The following is a 22,568-nucleotide window of genomic DNA, read 5'->3' as shown; positions in this document are numbered from 1 at the left end:
CGGCGCCATCACCGGCATCGGCTGCGTGCTGCCGAAGGAGGTGATCCACATGTGCAACCTCGCGAAGGCCGCCGCCAAGGGCGACCCGGATGCGCGCGCCCGCGCGCTGGAGCTGGAGGCGGCGCTTGCCGTCCTCTCCTCCTTCGACGAAGGCCCGGACCTGGTGCTCTACTTCAAGCACATGATGGTGCTGAAGGGGGACAAGGAATACGCGCTGCACTTCAACGAGACGGACGTGCTCTCCGACAGCCAGCGCGGCTATGTCGAGGCACAGCTCAGGCTGTTCGACACCTGGTATGCCGAATGGAGCAAGCTGCCCGGTGCCGTCCAGGCCTGCAAGCCGTAAAATGCGCGGTCTCCTCGCGGATGGCCGCCGGCGCCGTTCCCGTGGATCTCCGGGCCGAGGGGCCGTCCCCGCGGCGGTCCTTCGCCGGCTCATGATCTCGCCATCCGCGGGAGGAAACCCCGCGGCCGCGCATGCCGTCCGCCGGCGGGCGAGCCCATGAGCGCTGATGGCGGCATCGTCGACGTGCTCGTCGTCGGCGGCGGCATCAACGGTTGCGCCGCCGCACGCCAGCTCGCGGCCGACGGCTACGGCGTGCTGCTCGTCGACCGGGGCGATTTCGGCGCTGCGGCGACGAGCCGCTCCGGCCGCGTCCTGCATTGCGGCCTGCAGCTTTTGGCGCCGCCCTCCTCGCTTCTCGACCACCTGAAGCATCCGCGGGAATTCCTGATGCGTCTCGGCATGGCGCGCACGACGGCGCGCGACTATGCCGAGCTCGTCGGAACGCTCGGGCCGCGCCTGCGCCCGATGGAGATCTCCGTGCCGATCCATCGCGGCGGCGACTATTCGGGATGGCATGTCGATCTCGGCGCCCGGCTCGTCGGATGGATGGCCGGCGATTACCGCGCGCTCGGCTACAGGCGGCATAGCCCGCAGCGGAGCGGCAATCCCTTCGTCACGAACCTCGCGGACCGCGACCGCATCGCGTCTGTCGTGTCCTTCGTGGACCGTCGTTTCGACTGGCCCGAACGCATCGCCATCGATGCCGCGCTGGACGCCGAACGGCTCGGGGCGTCGGTCCGGAACTTTACCGGCGTGGAGCGGCTGCGGCGTGCGGACGGCGTCTGGCACGCGGACCTCGCGGGGACGCTCGACGGCGCGCGAACGACCGCGCGAGCGCGCATCGTGCTCAACCTCGCCGGCGTCTTCGTCGACGACGTCGTCGGCCGCGCGGGTGCTTCCGCCGCGGCGAAGGTCGTTCCCGTCAAGGGCGTCTACATGCTCGTCCGGCTTCCCGCCGAATTCCGCGGGCGGGGCTTCGCCGGCGTCAACAGTGTCGGAGAGCCCCTGACATGCCTGCCCTGGGACGACCTCCACTACATCGGCCCGACGGAAACCCGGTTCTCCGGCGACCGCGGGGATGTCCGTCCCGACGACGGCGACATCCGCTTCCTCATCGATGAGTTCAACCGGCTGTTCCCGGCACTGGCGCTGCGGGAGGAGGATATCGTCATGGCATGGGCCGGCCTGCGCGCGATCACGGCGGCGCCCGGCCATCCCCGGGGCAGGCGACTGCCCTTCAACGTCCTGCACGATCTGGAGACGGAGGGGCTGCCCGGCATGCTCGCGTTGAGCTGGGGCATCATCGTCAACCATCGATCGACCGCGCGCGGCATCGCCGCCGCCGTCGGAAGGAAGATATCGCCCTCGGGCAGGCCGCGGCCCGGCCCCTGGCAGCCGCGGCGGTTTCCGCCGTCGGCATCGCCCCGCCTCCAGCCGGAACACCCCTGCACGGCCGCGGACGTGAGCTTCTGCGTCGAGCACGAGCATGCGCGCGATCTCGCCGGCGTCCTCTTCGCGCGCACGGGGCTCGCCTGGACGGGCGCGCTGACGCGAAGCACCGTCGCGGCCGCCGCGCAGATCATGGCGGCCCGCCTCGGCTGGAGCCCGGCGGAGACCCGGCGCCGGGTCGACGCCTTCGTCGGGCACATGCGCGACCATCACCGCTACCGCATGCCGGACTGATGCGGGCCTAGATGGCCGGCCGCGCGGCCCTTAACGGCGTGTCGAGCGCCACGGCCGCTTCGCAGATGGCGTCGGTGTCGATGCCGAAATGGGCGTAGAGGTCGGCGATCGTGCCGGTCTGGCCGAAATGCTCGACGCCGAGCGAGGCCGTCCGGTGGCCCTCGACCGAGCCCAGCCAGGCGAGCGTCGCCGGATGCCCGTCGATGACGGTGACCAGGCCGGCGGAGCGGGGAACGGTATAAAGCAGCGTCTCGACATGGCTGCGGGCGCCCGCATGGCCGTGGCGGCGGGCGCGCTGCGCCGCCGTCCAGCCGGCGTTCAGCCGATCGGCGGAGGTGACGGCGAGCACGGCGATGTCGCCATGGCCGTCGGCGAGCCGCCCGGCCGCCATCAGCACCTCCGGCGCGACGCAACCCTGATAGGCGAGCACGATGCGCGTGCGGGCCGAGGGCGCGCGCAGCCAGTAGGCGCCGTCGATCACGCCCTGCCGGAAGGCGGGGTCCTCGCGGCGCAGCGCGGTCTGCTCCAGCGGCCGCGTCGTCAGCCGCAGGTAGACCGAACCGCCGGTCGCGTCGCGCAGCCAGGTCCGCGTGTCGTGCGTGCCCGCGCCGTCGCGCTGCATGTAGTCGAAGGACCAGTCCATGATCACCGACAGCTCGTCGAGATAGGCGGGCTCGAAGCTCGCCAGCCCGTCCTGGCTGATGCCGATGAGCGGCGAGCCGATCGACTGGTGCGCGCCGCCCTCCGGCGCCAGCGTCACGCCGGAGGGCGTGCCGACGATCATGAAGCGCGCATCCTGGTAGCAGGCGTAGTTCAGGGCATCGAGGCCGCGCGCGACGAAGGGATCGTAGACCGTGCCGATCGGCAGCAGCCGCTCGCCGAACAGCGAATGCGACAGGCCGGCGGCGCCGAGCAGCAGGAACAGGTTCATCTCGGCGATGCCGAGCTCGATGTGCTGGCCGGCCGGCCCGAATTCCCACCGCTGCGCCGAGGGCACGCGCTCGTCGCGGAACGTGTCGGCCAGCCGTTCGCGCGCGAACAGGCCGCGCCGGTTGACCCAGGGGCCGAGATTGGTCGAGACGGTGACGTCCGGCGCCATGGTCACGATGCGCGCCGACAGGGCGTCGTCGCGCCGGGCGAGCGCATCGAGGATCTTGCCGAAGCCGGCCTGCGTCGACAGTTCCCGGTCGTCGAGGAAGACCGGGCCGGGGGACGGCAGGGCGGGGGAGGCGAAGCGCCGCCTGCCCCCGGCGAAGAACGGCACGGTCTCCAGGTAGGCCCGCACGGGCCCGGGCGCGGCCACCGCCCCGAATGTCTCCCATTCCGCGCCCGGCGCGACGCCCATCCGGGCCTGGAAGGCCTCCAGCTGCGCCCCGGTCATCAGGCCGGCATGGTTGTCCTTGTGGCCGGCGAGCGGCGTGCCCCAGCCCTTGATCGTATAGGCGAGGAAGACGGTCGGCCGGTCGTGGTCGATGCTCTCGAAGGTGCGGATCAGCGTCTCGAGGCAATGGCCGCCGAGATTGCTCATGAGGTCGGAGAGCTCTTCGTCGCTGCGGGCGGCAAGGAGATCGGCGACGCCGGGCTCGGCGCCGATCTCGTCGGTGAGGCGCTTGCGCCAGGCGGCACCGCCCTGGAAGGTGAGCGCGGAATAGAGCTGGTTCGGGCAGCCGTCGATCCAGCGGCCGAGCGCCGCCCCGCCCGGCTCGCGGAAGGCCGCCTCCTGGAGCGCGCCGTATTTCAGCACCTTCACGTCCCAGCCGAAGGCGGTGAAGATGCCCTCGATACGCTGCCACAGGCCTTCGCGCACGACGCCGTCGAGGCTCTGCCGGTTGTAGTCGATCACCCACCAGGTGTTCCTGAGGTCGTGCTTCCAGCCTTCCTGCAGGCATTCGTAGACGTTGCCCTCGTCGAGCTCGGCATCGCCGACCAGCGCGATCATGCGGCCCTCCGGCCGCGGCGCCGACCACGGCTTGGCGGCGATGTAGTCCTGCACGATGGCGGCGAAGGCGGTGATCGCCACGCCGAGGCCGACCGAGCCCGTCGAGAAATCGACGTCGTCGACGTCCTTGGTGCGGCTCGGATAGGACTGCGCCCCGCCGAAGCCGCGGAAATTCTCGAGCTTCTCCCGCGTCTGGTTGCCCGTCAGGTACTGGATGGCGTGGAAGACGGGCGAGGCGTGCGGCTTGACCGCGACGCGGTCCTCGGGCCGCAGCACGCGGAAATAGAGCGCCGTCATGATCGCGGCGAGCGAGGCGGACGAGGCCTGGTGCCCGCCGACCTTCACCTCGCCCTTCCCGCGCAGGTGATTGGCGTTGTGGATCATCCAGCAGGCATGCCACAGGACCTGCCGTTCCAGGTCCTTCAGGCAAGCCAGCGTCGCGGGCGTCAAGGCCGGCCTCGTCATCGTGTCCTACTCCCTCTGCCACGAACCGGAGAATGCTACACCCGAATCCGGGAAAGAAGTGATCCCAGTTGACCGTGGAACGGGATCTTGCGAATGATCTTGCCGGAAAGAAGCCCGTTCCAGGTAGATCATGCCCAGATCGAAAGCCGTCCTCGATTCCGCCTCCGTCCGCATCCTCGACCTCCTGCAGCAGGACGCGGGGATGAGCGTTTCCGATCTCGCGGAGGCGGTCGGCCTGTCGGCCTCGCCCTGCTGGCGGCGCGTCAACGATCTCAGGGAAAGCGGCGTCATCAAGGGATCGGTGGCGCTGGTCGACGCGCAGGCGCTGGGGCTTGCGGTCAACGTCTTCGTCCAGGTCTCGCTGAAGCAGCAGGACCGCGAATCCCTCGACGTCTTCAACGCCGCGATCCGCACCAAGCCGGAGATCGTCGAGTGCTACCTGATGACCGGCGAGGCGGACTACATGCTCCGCGTCGTGGTCGAGGACCTGATGAAGTTCCAGGCGCTGGTCGTCGATTTCCTGACCCGGATTCCCGGCGTCGCCAACATCCGCTCCAGCTTCGCGCTCGATCAGATCAAGTACACGACCGCACTGCCGACCGGGCACCTCAGGAGCGCGGACCGCGGCTAGGTCCCGATGCGGCGACGATCACGATCGGGGAACCTATGGCGGTTTCGGCGGTTGGCCTTGCATGTCGACCGATGGAGGTTTCCATGACATCGCTGAAACACGAGAAGACGCAGAAACCCACCGACAAGGACCTGAAGGAGAATCCCGGGATCGGCCAGTCGGCGGGGCTGCATTCGGCCGAGGACGCGGAACGCCTGGAAGGCGACAACACGTTCGAGGGCGACACGGACAACAACACCAACCGCTGGGGCGGCGTCGACCCGCGCGACCGCCAGCGCGCCAATCGATAGGAGGCGCGTCATGGTCGGACGGAAAACCCACGAGCAGCAGCAGCGGATCATCAACCGGCAGGAGGTGACGAAGGGCGGCGGCAGCCGGTTCCCGGCCGAGGAGGACCTCAAGGCCTCCAAGGGCCTGCGGGACGCCAAGGCGGACGGCGGCGGGCTGAAGGCCCCGGCGAAGGATCTCGCCGACCCCGACGACCGGAACATCCTGCGCGGCCGCAACCAGGAAAGCCGACAGTAGGGAAGGAGACCAGCCGATGGCCGACTATCTGTGGCTGTTCGTCGTCGCCGGCGGGGCGATCCTGCTCGGGCTGGCGATCGCCTTCGGCACCGCGCGCCAGCGGCGCCTCCACCCGGCGGAAAAGCGCATGCAGGACGAGAAGGTGGACAGGCTCTACGGCAAGAAATGAGGGCCGCGCCCGCCGGCCGGCTCAGAGCCCGAACGGGAAGGTCTCGGGGACGCGCCCGCTCTCCGCCCGCGTCGGAAGAGGCGTCACCGCGCGGGTCTCGTCGAACCAGACATAGGCGTCGAACTGCCGCGAGAGCGCGGCATTGGCGTAGTGGCTGAGGAGCTCGCTGTCCGGCCGGTAGATCACGCCGATGAAGCGCTCCAGCCGTTCCGCGGCGAGGGCCTCGGCGAGACCGGGCTGCCGGGCGAAATCCAGCAGGAACCGTCTTCCGCCCGAAAGGTAGCAGCAGCGTTCGACGCTGTCGTCATGCGACGGCCGGACGGTCTTCACCTCCATCTCGCCGTCCCAGTCCGTCGCCGCGGCCACGGTTCCCCTGTCGGTGCCGAAGCCGATCAGGGCGGCCTCGTCGCCGAACCTCTCGCGGCAGAGCTGGCCGATGTTGAGCTCGCCGCGCACCTTGCCCATGTCGGTGTGCCGGGCGTCGCCGATATGCGAGTTGTGGGCCCAGACGACCGCCCTGGCCTGCGGTCCCGCCCGTTCCAGAAGCTGCTCGAGCGTCTCGAACATGTGCCGGTCGCGCAGGTTCCAGGTGCGGGCGCCGCCGTAATACATCACGCGATAGTATTTTTCGGCCGCTGCGACGAGGCGGGCGTTCTGCGCGGCGTCGAAGAGCGCGTCGCCGTCGGCTTCCGCCCGGTCGAGCGAGCGCTGCAGAAGCTCGCGGCACTGGGCGACCACCGCCTCCTCGCAGGTCCGGTAGCCGGCCGTCAGCACCGCCCTGCCGTAGGTGCCGGGCTCGTTCTGCCACGGCGTCAGGCAGCCGTATCGCTCGCGCGCGACGGCGGCGGCCTGCGGGTCGGCGGCGTCGAGATAGGAGAGCACCGCGGCGATCGAGCCGCGCATGTTGTAGATGTCGAGCCCGTGGAAGCCGGCCTTCCTCGAGCCCTTCATGCGCGCATTGTGGTCGCGCAGCCAGGTGACGAAGGCGTCGACGTCGGTGTTGCGCCACATCCAGGTCGGGAAGCGGCGGAAGGGCGCCTCGCCGCCCGTGTCCGGCCGGCCCCGCACGAACCGGTCGATCGCCGCGGCATCGGGCCAGTCCGCCTCGACGGCGACGATGGTGAAGCCGTGCCGCTCGATCAGCCGCCGCGTGATCGCCGCCCGCGCACGGTAGAATTCCGACGTGCCGTGGCTCGCCTCGCCGAGCAGGACGACGCGGCGGCCGGCGAACCGCTCGAACGCGTCGGCGAAGGCGGGGTCGTCGGGGTCCGGCAGGGTCTCCGCCGCCTCCGCGATCGTCTCGGGCAGGCTCCTGCGGGCGTGGGCGCCCGCCTGCGGGCGATCCTCGCTCCATCCTTCCGCGCCGATCAGCGGCACGAACAGCACGCCGCCGAGGTCCTCCTCCTCGTAGCGGTTGGCCGCAAGCCGGGTGATGCGGACGAGCCGCTGCGAGCGCGCCTGCCGGCCGACCGGGATGATGAGCCGGCCGCCGATCTCCAGCTGCTCCTTGAGCGTCATGGGGGCGGCAGGCCCTCCGGCCGAGACGATGATGGCGTCGAACGGCGCCTTCTCCGGCCATCCCCGCGTGCCGTCGCCCGTGCGTATCTCGACGTTGCGCCGCCCGAGCGCGTCGAGCCGTTCCGCGGCCGTCTCGGCGAGGACCGCGTGCCGCTCGATCGCCGAGACCCGGCGCGCGAGATGGCTCAGCACGGCGGCCGCATAGCCGGAGCCGGCGCCGACCTCCAGCACGTTGTCGGTCGGCTCGATCTCGGCCGCCTCGGCCATGCGGGCGACGATATAGGGCTGCGAGATGGTCTGGCCCTCGGCGATCGGCAGCGGGGAATCCTCGTAGGCGAACTCCTCGAAGCCCGGCTCGACGAAGGCCTCGCGCGGCACCTGCCGCATCGCCTCGAGCACGCGTTCGTCCGCGACGCCGCGTCGGGCGAGGTGGCGTTCGACCATGCGGTGGCGGGCGTCTTCGTAGTCGAGCATCGGGGCCTCCGGGCCGGAAGGGACGGCCCCGCGGGCGGGGCCGCCGCTCTCAGTGGCGGAAGGAGGCGGACGAGGCGACGCCCGCGGTGGAGCCGCCGCCGGACCGCGCGGTCTCCGTGCCGGCGTCGCCGGACGCCGGCTGTGCCGCGACCCGCAGGTTGTTCTGGACGTGCTTGACGCCCGAGACGCTCTCGGCGATGTCCTCGGCCCGCCGCTTGGCGAAGCGCTCCGTCACGGTGCCGTTCAGCGTGACCTCGCCGCCGCCGACGGTGACCTCGATGCCGGACGCGTCGACATAGCCGTCGTCTGCGAGCCGGTCGTTGACGTCCTCGGCGATGCGCTCGTCGGAGCGCGTGTAGTTCTTCGGGCCGCGGCCGCGATGGCGGGCGTCCATCTCGCGGCGGCGCGTGGCGCCGTCGTCGCCGAACCAGGAGGCGACCTCGTCGCTGGCGCGGTCGAGGAAGCCGCGATCCTCGTCCCAGCCGCGCCGCCCGCCCTCATCGGCGGTGCGATAGCGCCAGCGGTCGTCCGACTGGCGGCGCGGGTAGCCGTAGGTGTCGCGTTCGCCGCCGGGGCCTGCGCGGTCGGATCCCCAGGAGGCGTCGCGCCCGGCGAAGGGGCGCATCGTCCCGCCGTAGCGGCGGTCCTCCCGTCCGTAGCCGCCGCCCCCGGAATGGCGCCGGTCCTCGCGCTCGCCGCGATAGGGATCGTCCATCATCCGCCGGCGCTCCGCGTCCTCGTCGCCGAACCAGGACCGCGCCTCGTCTTCCGCGCGGTCGGACCAGTCGCGGCCGGCGCCGGACCGGCGCTCGTCGCCGCGGTCCTCGTAGCGGCGGTGGCCTTCACGATTTTCCCATTCCCTTGGCATGGCTGTTTCCTCCCGGAAGACGTGTTGAACGGCAGGCCGCACGGGCCCGTGGCCTTCCAACCGCGCGAAGGGGCCATTGTTCCACGTTTGCGGAAAAGGGCGGCCTGCCGCCCTGCCTCAGTCGAACTCCCGGAGGAAGTCCGAGACCGTCTTCAGGCAGAGGTCCTTCTCCTCGACATGCGGCATGTGGCTCGATTCCTCGAAGACCACCCAGCGGCAGCCGGGGACGTTCTCGACATAGGGTCGCACGACGAGCGGCGTCGCCTCGTCATGGCGGCCAGAGATGAGAAGCGTGGGCGCGGCGATCGCGCCGAGGCGATCCTCGATCGTCCAGTCCATCATCGTGCCGATGACGTGGAACTCGGTGGGGCCGTTCATGTGGCGGTAGACGGTGTTGTCCTCGTCCATGATCGCGAAGGTGCGCGCCACCTCGGGAGGCCAGGGCACGACCCGGCAGACGTGGCGGTCGTAGAAGACGCGCGAGGCGGCGACGTAGTCCGGGTCGGTCAGGGTCCCCGCCTGCTCGTGTTTCAGCAGCGTCGCCTGGACGTCGGCCGGCAGGTCCGCGCGCAGCCGGTTGGCCTCGGCCACCCAGGTCTTCATGCTGGCGGGCGAATTGGCGATCACCAGCGCCTTGAGGCCGGCGGGCCGCCGCACGGCGTGCTCGGCGCCGAGCATCCCGCCCCAGGACTGGCCGAGGAGGGCGTGGCGCTCCCTGATGCCGAGATGCGACAGCAGGGCGTCGAGCTCCTCCAGGAACAGGTCGACGGTCCAGAAGTCCGCGCCCTTTTCCGGCAGGCGCGTGGAGTTGCCGTTGCCGAGCTGGTCGTAGTGGATGACGGCGCGGCCGTCGAGGGCCGCGATCTCCTTGAACGAATCGACATAGTCGTGCGTGCAGCCCGGTCCGCCATGGGCGACGACGAGCGGCAGGCGCCCCGAGGAGAGCGGGCCGGTGATGCGGTACCAGGTGCGGTGGCCGCGGAACGGCAGATAGCCCTCGCGGGACGGGATGTCGGCCACGTTCGATCTCCTTGCGTCGCGTGCGGAAAGGAAACCATAGCGGCGCCCGGAAGGGCGCGGCAGCTATCATAACTTATAGGGCGTGCCCTCCAGCAGGCGGCACTGCGTGGCGCGCACGACGGCCTGCGTGCGGTTCTTCGCCCCGAGCTTGCGGGCGGCGGAGTTCAGATGCATGACCACGGTCGGCACCGACCGGTCGATGATGCGGGAGATCTCCTTGGCCGAGAGCCCGTAGGAGGAATAGGCGAGGCATTCGCGCTCCCGCTCGGTCAGCCGCACCCGGGCATTGAACACCGTGTCGTCGAAGAGCTCGTAGGCCGCCTCGTGGAAGACCTGGGCGAGCAGGCCGAAATCGGCGAGCACCTGCATCGCGTCGCGCCTGAACTCCCGCCGCGCGCCGTAGCGCACGCCCGTCACCGTCGCATAGTCGCCGCGCGGCATGTGCACCGGCACCGTGACGCCGGCCAGCATGTCGTGCTCGCGCAGGAAGTCGCTGACGGGCTTGGTCTCGTCGGTCATGAAGCGGCTGATGCGGGTCTCCACGTCCGGGTCGTAGTTCCAGAAGAAGGGGACGGACGTCTGCATGGCGAGGCGCTGCACGGGGTCGATACGGAAATATTCCCGGTTGCACCAGTAGTCGTGCATGTCGCCGGCGACGTTGCGCAGCTTCAGGAGCGACGGGATCTCGACCCGTCCGCCGACGTCGCAGGGGGTGGGCGTGTAGTCGTAGATCAGCGCTTCGAAGCCCATGAGGCGCATCGCGCGGAAGGCCTCGTCGATCCGGTCGTCGAGCGTCTTGCGGGCCGAGAAGCGTTCCGCGATGGCACCGATTTCCTCAAGCATCCCTCACTCCGGCACGGCGATGGCACGCATACCCTATCACTTCTTATAGCTGGCGCCCATGGTGCGATGCGGTAAAATTAGCCATGCTCAAAAAATGGTCAAGTCGATTCAGGAGGATGGCCCGGCATGTGGCGTGAGATCGTTGCCGACGAGCGGGTCGAGGTGGAGGTCGACGGCTTCACGGTCGTGGCCTACCTGTTCGGCACGGGCGACGAGACGGTCTTCTGTCTGAACGGCGGCCCGGGCCTGCCCTCCGACTACCTGCGCGACGCCCATTCCTGCCTGGTCGACCACGGCTACCGCGTCGTCGCCTTCGACCAGCTCGGCACCGGCGCTTCCGACCGCCCGGAGGATGCCGGCCTCTGGACGATCGGCCGCTACGTCGAGGAGACGGAGACGGTCCGCCGCAGGCTTGGCCTCGGCAGGGTCCATCTCCTCGGCCATTCCTGGGGCGGGTGGCTCGCCATCGACTATGCGCTCAAGTATCGCGAGAACCTGAAGACGCTGATCCTCGAGGACACCGTCGCGGACATGCCGCATCTGGTGTCCGAACTGGAGCGGCTGCGCGCAGCGCTCGGCTCGGAGACGGTCGCCATGATGCAGAAGCACGAGGCGGCGGGCACGATCGACCATCCGGAATATCTGGCGGCGATCACCATCCTGAACTATCGTCACGTCTGCCGCCTGCCGGAATGGCCGGCGCCGGTGCGCCGGTCGCTCGACGACTGGAACATGGGACCCTATGTGACGATGCAGGGACCGAACGAGTTCCTCTATACCGGCAACCTGAAGGACTGGAACCGCATTCCGGACCTGCCGGGCCTCGATGTGCCGGTCCTCATCACCGTGGGCGAGCACGACGAGCTGACGCCGGCCTGCGCCATGCGGATGAAGAATGCGCTGCCGAATGCCGAATTGCGCGTCTTCCGCAATTCCAGCCATATGCCGTTCTATGAGAATCCGCAGGACTATTACGCGGCGCTCACGGATTTCCTCGCCAGGCACAGGTCGTCGTGATGGCCGAGGGCCGACATCCCGCATCGCAAGACAGGGGCGAACACCGGACAGATGCATCGATATAAGTTCGTTCTCTATCGGCCGCTGCAGCTGTTGCCCGTCCTGTTCGGCATCAGCGTCATCACCTTCGTGCTGGTGCGCCTCATTCCCGGCGATCCCGCGCGCGTGCTGCTCGGCACCAGGGCGACCCCGACGGCGATCGCGCGCATCCGCGAGCAGTACGGCCTCGACGAGCCGATCTGGCTGCAATATTTCTATTTCATCGAGAATCTCGGGCGCGGCGAGATGGGCAAGTCGATCCTCTACAAGATCGACGTCTTGAAGCTGATCGCCACCCGCATCGAGCCGACGCTGATGCTGGTGCTGACGAGCGTCGTCCTCTCCATCCTGATCGCGCTGCCGATGTCGGCCATCGCCGCCCGCTGCCAGGGCCGGCTGCCCGATCACGCGGTGCGCATCGTCTCCACCATGGGCATCGGCTTCCCGCCCTTCTGGCTGGCGCTGATGCTGATCATCTTCTTCAGCGTGCAGCTCGACCTCTTCCCCGTCTCCGGCTACGGCGAGACGATCCCGGAGAAGCTCTGGCACCTGGCGCTGCCGAGCCTCACCATCGCGCTCTCGCTTTCCGCCGTCATCACCCGCAGCCTCCGGGCGGCGATGATCCATTCGCTGCGCTCGGACGTGGCGACGGCGGCACGCGCACGCGGCATGCCGGAGGGCATCGTCTTCTGGCGCCACGTGCTGCCGAATTCGCTCGTGCCGACGATCAACCTGCTCGCCGTCAACATCGGCTGGCTCATCGGCGGCAGCGTCGTCGTCGAAAGCGTCTTCGCGCTGCCGGGCATGGGGCAATTGCTGGTGCGGGCGATCTTCTCGCGCGACTATATGGTCGTCCAGGGCGTCGCCATGGTCTTCGCCTGCGCGACGGTGCTGGTGAACTTCCTCGCCGACATCATAACGGTGACGGTCGACCCGAGGGTGAAGCTGTGAGCGCCCCCGCCGTCCGCCTTCCCGTCTCGCGCGGGCTCAGCCGCTGGCTGGGGGAGCATCTGTCGCTCCTCGCCGGCGCCGGCATCCTCGCCTTCTTCATCCTGCTGGCACTCGCCGCCCCCCTCGTCGCGCCCTACGATCCGGTGGCCCAGATGGCCGACGTGCGCCTGCAGCCGCCCTCGCTCGCCCATCCCTTCGGCACGGACAATTTCGGCCGGGACGTCCTGTCGCGGGTGATCTGGGGCACCCGCATCGACCTGCAGATCGCCTTCATCGGCGTCGCCTTCCCGTTCGTCATCGGCACGCTGCTCGGCACCGTCGCCGGCTTCTTCGGCGGCATCGTCGACACCGTCTTCATGCGCGTCATCGACATCATCCTCGCCTTCCCCTTCCTGGTGCTGATGCTGTCGATCATCGCCATCCTCGGGCCGGGGCTCGCGAGCTTCTACATCGCCATGGCGCTGGTCGGCTGGGTCTCCTACGCGCGGCTGGTGCGCGCGCAGATCCTCGTGCTGAAGAACAGCGACTATGCGGTCGCCGCCGTCAGCCTCGGCTTCAGCCGGGCCCGCATCATGTTCCGCCACCTGCTGCCGAACGCGATTGCCGGCTCGCTGGTCTTCGTCATGTCGGATGCCGTGCTGGTGCTGCTCAACGGCGCCGCCATCAGCTATCTCGGCCTCGGCGTGCAGCCGCCGACCGCCGAATGGGGGATCATGGTCGCCGAGGGCCAGCCCTTCGTCACCACCGCCTGGTGGATCACGCTCTTCCCCGGCCTTTCCATCGTCTTCCTCGCCTTCGCCTTCAGCCTGCTCGGCGACGCGCTCGGCGACCTGCTCGGAGTGCACGAATGACGGCGCTCCTGTCGATCCGCGACCTGGTGGTGAACTTCCACGGCGGGCCCGAGCCGCGCACCCTGATCGACCGCGTCTCGGTCGACCTTGCGAAAGGCGAGATCCTCGGCCTCGTCGGCGAGAGCGGTTCGGGCAAGAGCCTGCTCTGCCGCGCCGTCATGGGCCTCCTGCCGTCGCGGCGCCTGTCGGTCGACGGCGGGTCGGTGATGCTGGAGGGCCGCGACCTCGTCCGGGCGAGCACCGCCGACATGCTTTCCGTGCGCGGGCGCGAGATCGGCATGATCTTCCAGAACCCGACCAGCCATCTCGACCCGGTGATGAAGATCGGCGACCAGATCGCCGAGGGCATCCGCTTCCACGAGGGCGCGGGCGGGCGGGAGGCGCGCGAGGCGGCGGTCGAGATGCTGGCCAAGGTCGGCTTCCCCGATCCGTCGCGGCAATACGACAGCTATCCGCACGAGTTCTCCGGCGGCATGCGCCAGCGGGCGATGATCGCCGCCGCACTCTCCTGCCGCCCGAAGATCCTGATCGCCGACGAGCCGACGACGGCGCTCGACGTGACGATCCAGGCGCAGATCCTCGAGCTGCTGCTCGACCTGCGCGAAAGCCTCGGGCTCTCGGTGATCCTGATCACCCACGACCTCGGCATCGTCGCCCAGACCTGCGACCGCATCGCCGTCATGCGCGGCGGGCGGCTGGTGGAGCAGGGGCCGAAGCGCGAGGTGCTCGCCGCGCCGAGGCACGACTACACCCGCATGCTGATCGGCAGCCACCCGTCGCTGCCGGCCGCCGGGGAGGCGAAGCCGGCGGCCGCCCACAGGCAGGCGCGTCCGCTGCTGGAGGTCGACGACCTGCATGTGCGCTTCGACGTCGGCGGCTCGTTCCTCCGCTTCGGCGGCAGGAAGCAGGTCAGCGCCGTCAAGGGCGTGAGCTTCCAGGTGATGGAGGGCGACACGATCGGCATCGTCGGCGAATCGGGCAGCGGCAAGAGCACGCTCGCCCGCGCCATCCTCGGCCTGACGCCGCTCTCCTCCGGCCACGTCACCTTCGACGGCGTCGACCTCGCGCAACAGCCGGGCAGGGCGCTCGCAAAACTCCGGCGCGAGACGGCGATGGTGTTCCAGGACCCGCTCAACGCGCTGAACCCGCGCTTCACGGTGGCCGAGACGCTCGGCGAGGTGCTGAAGGTCAACGGCATGCCCTCCGCCGACATCCCCGGCCGCATCGACGAGCTCCTGGACCTCGTCCATCTCGGCCGCGAATTCGCCGGCCGCAAGCCGCGCAGCCTGAGCGGCGGCCAGTGCCAGCGCGTCGGCATCGCCCGCGCGCTCGCCGTCAACCCGCGCCTCATCATCGCCGACGAATGCGTGGCGGCCCTCGACGTGACGATCCAGAAGCAGATCGTCGACCTCTTCGCCGAGCTGAAGGCGCGCATGAACCTGACGCTGCTGTTCATCGCCCACGACCTCGCCATCGTGCGCAATCTCTGCGAGCGCGTGCTGGTGATGTACCACGGCGAGGTCGTCGAGGACGGGCCCTCGGCGGAGATCTTCGCGCGTCCGCAGAGACCCTATACCGCCGCGCTCATCGGCGCGGTGCCCGACATCGATCCGGACAAGAAACTTCTGGCGCCCAGGAGCGATACGGCGCCCGCTGCTGCCTGAACCATCGCAAGCCAACAAAAGGGGAATGTGAGATGTTGAAGAAATGGATGAAAGTCGGTCTGGTCGCGGCCATGACCTCGCTTACCGCCGGCGCGGGTATCGCCGAGGCTGCCGGCGTGCTGACCATCGGCCGGCGCGAGGACTCCTCGACCTTCGACCCGATCAAGACGGCGCAGAACATCGACTTCTGGGTCTTCTCGAACGTCTACGACGTGCTGGTGCGCGTCGACAAGACCGGCACCAGGCTGGAGCCGGGCCTCGCCGAGAGCTGGACGATTTCCGACGACGCGCTGACCTACACGTTCACGATGCGTGATGCGAAGTTCTCCGACGGCAGCCCGGTCACCGCGGAAGACGCCGCCTTCAGCCTGCTGCGCATCCGCGACAACGAGGGCTCGCTCTGGAGCGATTCCTACAGCGTGATCGAAACGGCCGAGGCGGCCGATCCGAAGACGCTGGTGATCAAGCTCAAGGGCGCCTCGGCGCCGTTCCTCTCCACGCTCGCCATGCCCGGCGCCTCGATCATCTCGAAGGCCGGCATGGAATCGCTCGGCGAGGAGGCCTATGCCGAAACCCCGGTGGCCTCGGGCGCCTTCACCGTCAAGGAGTGGCGCCGCGGCGACCGCGTCATCCTGGAGAAGAACCCGAACTTCTGGGAAGCCGACCGCGTCTCGCTCGACGGCGTGGAGTGGATCTCGGTTCCCGACGACAACACCCGCATGCTGAACGTGCAGGCCGGCCAGCTCGACGCGGCGATCTTCGTGCCCTTCTCGCGCGTCGCCGAATTGCAGAAGGACGAGAACCTGACGGTCCATCTCGACACCTCGACGCGTGAGGACCACCTGCTGATCAACCACGAGCACCCGGAGCTCTCCAAGAAGGAGGTGCGCGAGGCGCTCGACTATGCCATCGACAAGAAGGCGATCGTCGACACCGTCACCTTCGGCTACGGCGAGGTCGCCTATTCGTTCGTGCCGAAGGGCGCGCTCTACCACTATGCCGACAACCTGCAGCGCCCCTACGACCCGGAAAAGGCCAAGGAGCTGCTGGCGGCGGCCGGCGCGAGCGGCCTGACGCTCAACTACCTGGTTAACGCCGGCAACGAGGTCGACGAGCAGATCGCCGTCCTCCTGCAGCAGCAGCTCGAAAAGGCCGGCATCACCGTGAACCTGCAGAAGATGGACCCGAGCCAGACCTGGGACATGCTGATCGCCGGCGACTACGACCTGTCGGTCATGTACTGGACGAACGACATCCTCGACCCCGACCAGAAGACGACCTTCGTCGTCGGCCACGACACCAACATGAACTACATGACCCGCTACAAGAACGACAAGGTCAAGGACCTGGTGGCGGCGGCGCGGCTGGAGATGGACCCGGCCAAGCGCGAGGCGATGTATGTCGAGATCCAGAAGACGGCGAAGGACGACGTCCACTGGATCGACCTCTACTACAGCCCCTTCATCAACGTGACGCGCAAGAACATCGAGAACTTCACCCAGAACCCGCTCGGTCGCTTCTTCCTGGAGGACACCGTCAAGAACTGACGGGTTGAAGACGGCAGGACGCCCGTCCGGCCATGCCGGGCGGGCGTCCTGCGTTCAGGCTCCCATCCGCACGTAGCCGACGTTGCGGGCGAGCCAGCAGCCGAGCGTCAGCCCGCCGACCGAGCCGTCGCCGTTGCGCGCGATGCGGACCGTCCAGTCTCCGGGCGCGGGCGCATCCATCGAGCGCCGGCACGGCAGGACCCAGAGGTCGTCGGCCACCGGATAGAGCGGCGCCATCTCGCCCTTGCCGAGGAAGCCCTCGAAATGGCCGTAGAGGGCGCCGCCCGTGTCGACGACCCGGAAGGCGGCGTCGAGCTCGGCGGAATGGTAGCGCCCGGCGATGTCCGGTCTCGCCGTGCCGGTCACGCGCGTCGCCGTGCCCCTGAGGTTCTCGCGCCAGCGCTCGTAGTCGACCGCGTCGCCGCGCCGGGCGAGCGTCATGGCGGCGGAGGCGGCGCCGTCCGCCCGGGTGACCGCCAGCTGCTCGGGCGCGCCGGCGAACACCGCGCTCACGCCGGCGGGATTGGCCGAGAGCGTCAGCAGCAGGCCGGTCTCGGGATCGAGATAGCGGCCGTTCCACGCGGGATCGGCCGCGGCGCCGGCCGCCGTCTCCGCCGGAACCCCGAGCGCCGCCTTCATCAGCCGCGTCGCCGTCTCGCCGGCGGGACCCTCGTGGTTGAACAGCACGACGACCGAGAGCCGCTCGGAAGCGGCATGGAGGCGCTGCGCCCGGAAGCCGCGCAGCGCGCCGGCGTGGCCGGTCGTCGCCACCGTGCCGATCGTGTCGTGGGCGAGCCCGTAGCCGTAGGGTGCCGGCCGGCCGTCGGAGAAGGTCTGCGGCCGCGAGAGGCGCCGGTAGAGGCCGTCCTCGTCGTCGCGCGTGCCGTCGATGAAGCGCTCCCAGGCGAGCATGTCGTCGAGCGAGGCGGAGATGCCGGCGTCGCCGGTCCAGTAGATGCGGTTCGTCGCCGGGAAGAAGCCGACGGCATCGTTGCCCTCGTGGCCGACCATGCCGTCGGCGGGGGTCGCGGTGTCCGGCAGGAGTTCCGCCGTCGCCATGCCGGCGGCGTCGAAGATCCGCTCGCGGTAGAGCTCCGCGAGCGGGCGTCCTGCGGCATCCTCGATCAGGTCGGAGAGGAGGCGGTAGTTGCCGTTCGAATAGGAGTAGCGGCTGCCCGGCGCGAAATGGGTGCTGCGCATCCGCGCGAGGAGCGGCCGCGCGTCCTCGCGCCGGAACACGCCCTCGGCATCGGCGCCGTGGAGCACGGTGAGCGCCCAGTAGTCCCTGAGCCCCGACTGGTTGTTGCAGAGCTCGCGCACGCCCGGGCGCGGCGTCTCCAGATTCGGCAGCCAGTCCCGCACCGCGGGCTCGAAGCTGTCGAGGTCCCGCCCGAGGCCGATGAGCACGCCGCAGGTGAACTGCTTGCTGATCGAGCAGATCGGGAAACGGATCGATGCGGTCATCGGCAGGTGCCGCTTCGGGTCCGCGTAGCCCCAGACGTGGCGGAGCACGGTCCTGCCGTCCTTGACGACGCCGATCGCCCCGCCCGGGCCGCGGACCTCGTTCGGGATGCTTTCGGCAAGGCGTTCCAGGGCGGCTTGGTCGATCGGCGGCATGGCGGCTCCTCAGGGCTGGCGATGGTGTCTGTCACCCCTGAGGTACACGCTCCGGACCGCCGCGTGTAGACGGCAAAACTGATAGGTTTGCGCGGCTCTCAGAACCCGAACGATTGCTGCGCGGGGGCGGGCGGGGCGAAGGAGACGCCTTCGAGCGCCAGCATCCGCTCCTTCGAGGCCGTGCCGCCCGGTGCGGAGAAGCCGCCGATCCGGCCGCCGGCGGCGAGAACCCGGTGGCAGGGGATGATGAGGGCGACGGGGTTCTTCGCCATCGCCTGGCCGACCTCGCGTGCACCTTCCGGGCCGGCGCCGAGATCCCTGGCGAGCGCGCCGTAGGTGGTCGTCTCGCCCCAGCGCACATTCCGCGCGGCGGCGTAGATGTCCTTGAAGAAGGCGCTCTGGCCGGAGAGGTCGAGCGGCACGCGGGTGAAGTCGGCGGGCTCTCCGGCGAAGTAGCGCTTCGCCCCGGCGACGGCGTCCGCCACCGCCGGCGGCGGCTCGGCCGGTTCGGCGTCGGTGAGATGGCGCAGGAGCAGGCGGCGCGTCGTCGCCGCGTCCTCGGCGGGAAGCTGGAAGCGGAGGACGCCCGCCGCAGTCCAGGCGATGCCGCAGGGGCCGCTTTCCGTGTCGAAGATGTGGTAGTGCGTGGCGCCGGTCATGGAACGGCCTCCCTGTTCGCTTTCCCTCAAGATCGGGCTTCGCCCGCCGCGGTGCAACCCGTTTTCCGCCGGCACGGCGATATTTGCGGTCTTGCGCCGGCCGGCCGCGATCCGCATAACCCGCCGGCGGAACGAACCGGCGGAGGCACGGCATGGACATCGAGGACATCATCATCGGCGGCGACACGGGCGGCATCGAATGGCGCCTGCCGGTCTACCGCTTCAGGGGAGCCGACCCGTCCGCGCCCTCCGTCCACATCCAGGCGGCGCTCCATGCCGGCGAGCTGCCGGGCACGGCGCTGGCGCATTTCCTCTGCGAGCGCCTGCGCCGCGCCGAAGCCGAAGGCGCGATCCGCGGCGACATCGCCGTCATCCCCCATGCCAACCCGATCGGCCTCGCCCAGGCGCATTTCGGCGAGATGCAGGGCCGCTTCGACCTCGGCACCCGCACCAATTTCAACCGCGACTTCCCGCTGGTGGCGCTCGCCGAACGCGAGACGCTCATGGACGGCATCGAGCGCCGCGGCGCCGTCGACCGGCTGAAGCGCCGGCTCCTGCACATGGCGCTCGGCAGCCACCTCGTCATCGACCTGCACTGCGACGACGAATCGCTGCAATATGCCTATGTCGACGCGGCCTTCTGGCCGGAGGTGGCCGATCTTGCCGCCGCGCTCGACATGCGCGCCGTCTTCCTCTCCGACGGCGAGAGCACGGCCTTCGAGGAAGCCGTCGGCCACGCCTTCAAGCGCCGGGGCGGCGCGCCGCTTTCCGCCGTGCCCGGCCGCCTCGCCGTGACGGTGGAGCTGCGCGGCAAGCGCGACGTCGATGCGGAAAGCGCGAGGGCGAATGCCGAGGGGCTCTGGCGCTTCCTCGCCGGCCGCGGCGTCGTTTCCGATCCCGGCCACGCGCCCGCCCGCTATGCCGGCCCCGCCGTGCCGCTCGACAATATCGAGATGGTGCGCGCGCCCGAGCCGGGCACGGTCCTCTTCCACGCCGATGTCGGCGACGACGTGGCGAAGGGCGACCTCCTCGCCACGCTGCTCGTACGGCCCGGCCTGCTGGACGGGGCGCTGGAGGTCAGGGCCGGGCACGCCGGCCTCGTCGCCACCCGCACCTCCGCCCGCTTCGTCCGCCGCGGCGAGGACCTGATGAAGATCGCCTGCCGCGAGCGGGCGCAGGAGGGCCGCAAGCCCGGCACGCTGGAGGACTGACGGGCGACCGCACAGGAGAATCGCGCGGCCGCGTCCCTTCGCCTCTCGCAATCGCGGCCATTCGCCCGATATAGTGTCGGCGGCATCGCATGCCGCCGACCTGGGATGATCCGCAGCATCATGTTCGAGACGCTTTCCGCCTATTGGCCGCATATCTTCGTCGTCCTCTCGCTGGTCCTCGGCGTGCCGGCGGCCATCCATGCGACGATGACCAAGGAGGAGGTGCGCGCGGCGATCGGCTGGGTGGGCGTGATCGTGCTGTCGCCGGTGGTCGGCGCGCTGATCTATGCCGTCGGCGGCGTGAACCGCATCCGCCGCAAGACGCTGAACCTGACGCGCGAGGGCCTCATCGCCGGCTGGCCGCACATGGCCGGCTACGACGTCTCCAACGAGCACGTGCAGGTGACCTTCGGCGGCGCGCTCGCCGCCATGCAGCGCCTCGGCGACACGGTCGGCCGCGGCAAGCTTACCTCCGGCAACCGCATCGCGGTGCTCTCGACCGGCGACGAGGCCTATGGCGTCATGCTGGCGGCGATCGCCGGCGCGGAGCGCTCGGTGCTGCTCGAGACCTACATCTTCGACCGCGACCCGATCGGGGAACGCTTCGTCGAGGCGCTCTCCGCCGCCGTCCGGCGCGGGGTGGCGGTGCGGGTGCTGATCGACGCGGTCGGCGCGCGCTATTCCATTCCCTCCATCGTCGGCACGCTGCAGAAGGCGGGCGTGCCGACGGAGGTGTTCAACGGCAACATCGTCATGGGCCTGCGCCTGCCCTATGCGAACCTCAGGACCCACCGCAAGATCCTGGTGGTGGACGGGGCGGTCGCCTTCACCGGCGGCCTCAACATCCGCGCCGGTTTCTCGGCCGCCCACGGCGGCAGGGCGGCGGCGCTCGACACCCATTTCCGCGTCACCGGCCCGGTCGTCGGCGATCTCTTCCGCACGGCCTACGAGGACTGGCGCTTTTCCGGCGGCGAGGAGCTGTCCGGGGCGCAATGGCAGATCGTCGCCCCGCCCGATCCGCCGGGCGAGGGGGTGCTCGCCCGCGTGGTGGCCTCGGGGCCGGACAAGAGCGTGGAGACCAACCACCGCATGCTGATGGGCGCCGTCTCGGTCGCCAAGAAGCACATCCGCTTCATGTCGCCCTATTTCCTGCCCGACCGCGAGCTGATCGGCGCGATCGTCACGGCCGCCCGGCGCGGCGTGGAGATCGACATCGTCGTGCCGGCGTCGAACAACCTCAAGCTCGTCGACCTCGCCATGACCGCGCAGTTCGACCAGCTCCTCAAGCACGGCTGCCGCATCTGGCGCGCGGCGGGCGCCTTCAACCATTCCAAGCTGACGGTGGTGGACGGGATCTGGACCTATGTCGGCTCCTCGAACATCGACCCGCGTTCGCTGCGGCTCAATTTCGAGGTGGACCTGGAGGTGATCGACGCCGAGTTCGCCGACCTGATCGGCCGGCGCATCGCCGCCGCGCTTGCCGCCGCCGAGCCGGTCCGGCTCGAGGCGCTGCGCGCCCGGCCCTTCGTGCAGCGGCTCGTCGAGCGCATCACATGGCTCGGCTCGCCCTATCTGTGAGGTCGTAGGCGCGCCGCCACACGGCGCCGAGGTCGATATGCGCCTTGATCGGCAGATGGTCGGAGGCGACGCGGGCGAGCGGCGTGTCGTGCGCCTCGACGGAGGTGACGAGGTCGTGCGGATGGCCGAGCGCCCGGTCGAGCGCCAGCACGGGGAAGCGCGAGGGGAAGCTCGGCACGGCGCCGGAGGCGGGATCGAAGACCGGATGCAGCCGCGACAGCGAGGAGCGCCGGCCGACGCGCCATTCGTTGAGGTCGCCGACGAGCAGCGTCGGCATGTCCTCCTCCTCGGCGACGGAGGCGAGCACGGCGAGCGCCTGCTGCTCGCGCGAGCGCTTGAGCAGGCCGAAATGCGCGGCGACGAGCCGGAGCTTGCCCTCGGGGAAGTCCAGCGTCACCACCAGCGCGCCGCGCGGCTCGACGCCCGGCAGCTTCAGCTGCCGCACGCCGCCGACCGCGCCCTTGCGGATCATGATCATGTTGCCGTGCCAGCCGTGGCCGGTGGACGACAGCGCCGTGATCGGCACCGGCACGAGGCCGCAGGCCTCCTCCAGCACGGCGAGGTCGAGCAGGCCGGAGCGTGCGCCGAAGCGCTTGTCCGCCTCCTGGATGGCGATGATGTCCGCGCCGATCTCGGCGATCACCTCCGCCGTGCGCTCCGGATCGAAGCGCCGGTCGACGCCCACGCATTTGTGCACGTTGTAGGAGGCGATCACGGTGTCGCCGGGACGGTTGCTGTCGGCGGGCCTGTGGCCGCGCCGGTTGCGGACGGCCGAAAGCAGGGCGGCCGGCGTGATCCTTGCGTTCTGTTTCCTGTCCAACGGTCTTCCTCGTGGCATCCGCGACATCATATGGGTCCGTGCGCCCGCCCGGCAAGATCGCGGTCGATTTCGCGGCGGTTTTGTGCTTGCGCATTGTCCTGCGCAAAACCGCTTCGCACTTTTGCCGGAAATG

Annotated in this window: 20 protein-coding genes and 1 pseudogene; 13 read left to right on the top strand and 8 right to left on the bottom strand. The window is 69.7% G+C overall.

Features of this window, described 5'->3' with window-relative positions; all coding sequences use genetic code 11:
• Positions 1-346, top strand: a pseudogene (locus NNZ72_RS20045) (dihydrodipicolinate synthase family protein); the annotation flags it as partial.
• Between the two features lie 156 nt (positions 347-502).
• Positions 503-2,029 (top strand): FAD-dependent oxidoreductase, encoded by a 1,527-nt coding sequence (locus NNZ72_RS20040; protein ID WP_257317325.1) that lies wholly within the window; start codon positions 503-505, stop codon positions 2,027-2,029.
• A gap of 7 nt (positions 2,030-2,036) precedes the next feature.
• On the opposite strand, the gene NNZ72_RS20035 is transcribed toward NNZ72_RS20040, so the two are convergent.
• Complete coding sequence (locus NNZ72_RS20035) at positions 2,037-4,433, bottom strand: thiamine pyrophosphate-binding protein (protein WP_257317324.1); 2,397 nt, start codon at positions 4,431-4,433, stop codon at positions 2,037-2,039.
• 130 nt (positions 4,434-4,563) lie between these two features.
• Between NNZ72_RS20035 and NNZ72_RS20030 the strand changes: the two genes are divergently transcribed.
• The 4 genes from NNZ72_RS20030 to NNZ72_RS20015 all read left to right on the top strand — a co-directional run bounded on the left by NNZ72_RS20030 (position 4,564) and on the right by NNZ72_RS20015 (position 5,758).
• The gene (locus NNZ72_RS20030) at positions 4,564-5,064 is read left to right on the top strand and encodes an Lrp/AsnC family transcriptional regulator (RefSeq protein WP_257317323.1); all 501 of its coding nucleotides are present in this window, start codon (positions 4,564-4,566) and stop codon (positions 5,062-5,064) included.
• Between the two features lie 83 nt (positions 5,065-5,147).
• Complete coding sequence (locus NNZ72_RS20025; protein WP_257317322.1) at positions 5,148-5,354, top strand: hypothetical protein; 207 nt, start codon at positions 5,148-5,150, stop codon at positions 5,352-5,354.
• 10 nt (positions 5,355-5,364) lie between these two features.
• Positions 5,365-5,589, top strand: coding sequence for a hypothetical protein (locus tag NNZ72_RS20020; RefSeq protein ID WP_257317321.1), 225 nt, complete (start codon positions 5,365-5,367; stop codon positions 5,587-5,589).
• A gap of 16 nt (positions 5,590-5,605) precedes the next feature.
• Complete coding sequence (locus NNZ72_RS20015) at positions 5,606-5,758, top strand: hypothetical protein (RefSeq protein ID WP_257317320.1); 153 nt, start codon at positions 5,606-5,608, stop codon at positions 5,756-5,758.
• A 21-nt stretch (positions 5,759-5,779) separates the two neighbouring features.
• Here NNZ72_RS20015 and NNZ72_RS20010 read toward each other — a convergent pair whose 3' ends face one another.
• The 4 genes from NNZ72_RS20010 to NNZ72_RS19995 all read right to left on the bottom strand — a co-directional run bounded on the left by NNZ72_RS20010 (position 5,780) and on the right by NNZ72_RS19995 (position 10,481).
• Positions 5,780-7,750: a protein-L-isoaspartate(D-aspartate) O-methyltransferase gene (locus tag NNZ72_RS20010; protein WP_257317319.1), complete on the bottom strand. Its 1,971-nt coding sequence runs from the start codon at positions 7,748-7,750 to the stop codon at positions 5,780-5,782.
• Between the two features lie 49 nt (positions 7,751-7,799).
• On the bottom strand, positions 7,800-8,618 hold the full coding sequence (locus tag NNZ72_RS20005; RefSeq protein ID WP_257317318.1) for an SWFGD domain-containing protein: 819 nt from the start codon (positions 8,616-8,618) through the stop codon (positions 7,800-7,802).
• A 117-nt stretch (positions 8,619-8,735) separates the two neighbouring features.
• Positions 8,736-9,638, bottom strand: coding sequence for a proline iminopeptidase-family hydrolase (locus tag NNZ72_RS20000; protein ID WP_257317316.1), 903 nt, complete (start codon positions 9,636-9,638; stop codon positions 8,736-8,738).
• Between the two features lie 66 nt (positions 9,639-9,704).
• Complete coding sequence (locus NNZ72_RS19995; protein WP_257317315.1) at positions 9,705-10,481, bottom strand: LuxR family transcriptional regulator; 777 nt, start codon at positions 10,479-10,481, stop codon at positions 9,705-9,707.
• Positions 10,482-10,607: 126 nt separating this feature from the next.
• Between NNZ72_RS19995 and NNZ72_RS19990 the strand changes: the two genes are divergently transcribed.
• Genes NNZ72_RS19990 through NNZ72_RS19970 form a run of 5 tightly spaced genes read left to right on the top strand, consistent with a single transcriptional unit; the run spans position 10,608 to position 16,550 of the window.
• Complete coding sequence (locus NNZ72_RS19990) at positions 10,608-11,498, top strand: proline iminopeptidase-family hydrolase (protein WP_257317313.1); 891 nt, start codon at positions 10,608-10,610, stop codon at positions 11,496-11,498.
• A gap of 51 nt (positions 11,499-11,549) precedes the next feature.
• Positions 11,550-12,488 carry an ABC transporter permease gene (locus tag NNZ72_RS19985; protein WP_257317311.1) on the top strand — a complete coding sequence of 313 codons (939 nt, stop codon included), beginning with the start codon at positions 11,550-11,552 and terminating at the stop codon, positions 12,486-12,488.
• The gene (locus NNZ72_RS19980; RefSeq protein ID WP_371747793.1) at positions 12,485-13,339 is read left to right on the top strand and encodes an ABC transporter permease; all 855 of its coding nucleotides are present in this window, start codon (positions 12,485-12,487) and stop codon (positions 13,337-13,339) included. Before NNZ72_RS19985 ends, NNZ72_RS19980 begins: the two co-directional genes overlap by 4 nt.
• On the top strand, positions 13,336-15,003 hold the full coding sequence (locus tag NNZ72_RS19975) for a dipeptide ABC transporter ATP-binding protein (RefSeq protein ID WP_257317309.1): 1,668 nt from the start codon (positions 13,336-13,338) through the stop codon (positions 15,001-15,003). Before NNZ72_RS19980 ends, NNZ72_RS19975 begins: the two co-directional genes overlap by 4 nt.
• A 32-nt stretch (positions 15,004-15,035) precedes the next feature.
• Positions 15,036-16,550: an ABC transporter substrate-binding protein gene (locus NNZ72_RS19970; protein WP_257317306.1), complete on the top strand. Its 1,515-nt coding sequence runs from the start codon at positions 15,036-15,038 to the stop codon at positions 16,548-16,550.
• Between the two features lie 54 nt (positions 16,551-16,604).
• Here the strand turns inward: NNZ72_RS19970 and NNZ72_RS19965 are convergent, their stop codons facing one another.
• The gene (locus NNZ72_RS19965; protein WP_257317305.1) at positions 16,605-18,167 is read right to left on the bottom strand and encodes a D-aminopeptidase; all 1,563 of its coding nucleotides are present in this window, start codon (positions 18,165-18,167) and stop codon (positions 16,605-16,607) included.
• 98 nt (positions 18,168-18,265) lie between these two features.
• Positions 18,266-18,826, bottom strand: a complete 561-nt coding sequence (locus NNZ72_RS19960; protein ID WP_257317304.1) for a methylated-DNA--[protein]-cysteine S-methyltransferase — start codon at positions 18,824-18,826, stop codon at positions 18,266-18,268.
• 152 nt (positions 18,827-18,978) lie between these two features.
• On the opposite strand from NNZ72_RS19960, the gene NNZ72_RS19955 reads away from it, so the two are divergent.
• Entirely contained in the window at positions 18,979-20,037 is a 1,059-nt protein-coding gene (locus NNZ72_RS19955) for a M14 family metallopeptidase (RefSeq protein WP_257317303.1), read from the top strand.
• Positions 20,038-20,157: 120 nt separating this feature from the next.
• Positions 20,158-21,615: a phospholipase D-like domain-containing protein gene (locus NNZ72_RS19950; RefSeq protein WP_257317331.1), complete on the top strand. Its 1,458-nt coding sequence runs from the start codon at positions 20,158-20,160 to the stop codon at positions 21,613-21,615.
• Here the strand turns inward: NNZ72_RS19950 and NNZ72_RS19945 are convergent.
• Positions 21,587-22,453, bottom strand: a complete 867-nt coding sequence (locus tag NNZ72_RS19945; RefSeq protein ID WP_371747792.1) for an endonuclease/exonuclease/phosphatase family protein — start codon at positions 22,451-22,453, stop codon at positions 21,587-21,589. The two genes, NNZ72_RS19950 and NNZ72_RS19945, sit on opposite strands and share 29 nt — an antisense overlap.
• Between the last annotated feature and the right edge of the window lie 115 nt (positions 22,454-22,568).

Source organism: Shinella pollutisoli, assembly GCF_024609765.1.
Taxonomy (GTDB): Bacteria; Pseudomonadota; Alphaproteobacteria; order Rhizobiales; family Rhizobiaceae; genus Shinella; species Shinella pollutisoli.
This window is presented reverse-complemented; position numbering and strand designations above follow the sequence as displayed.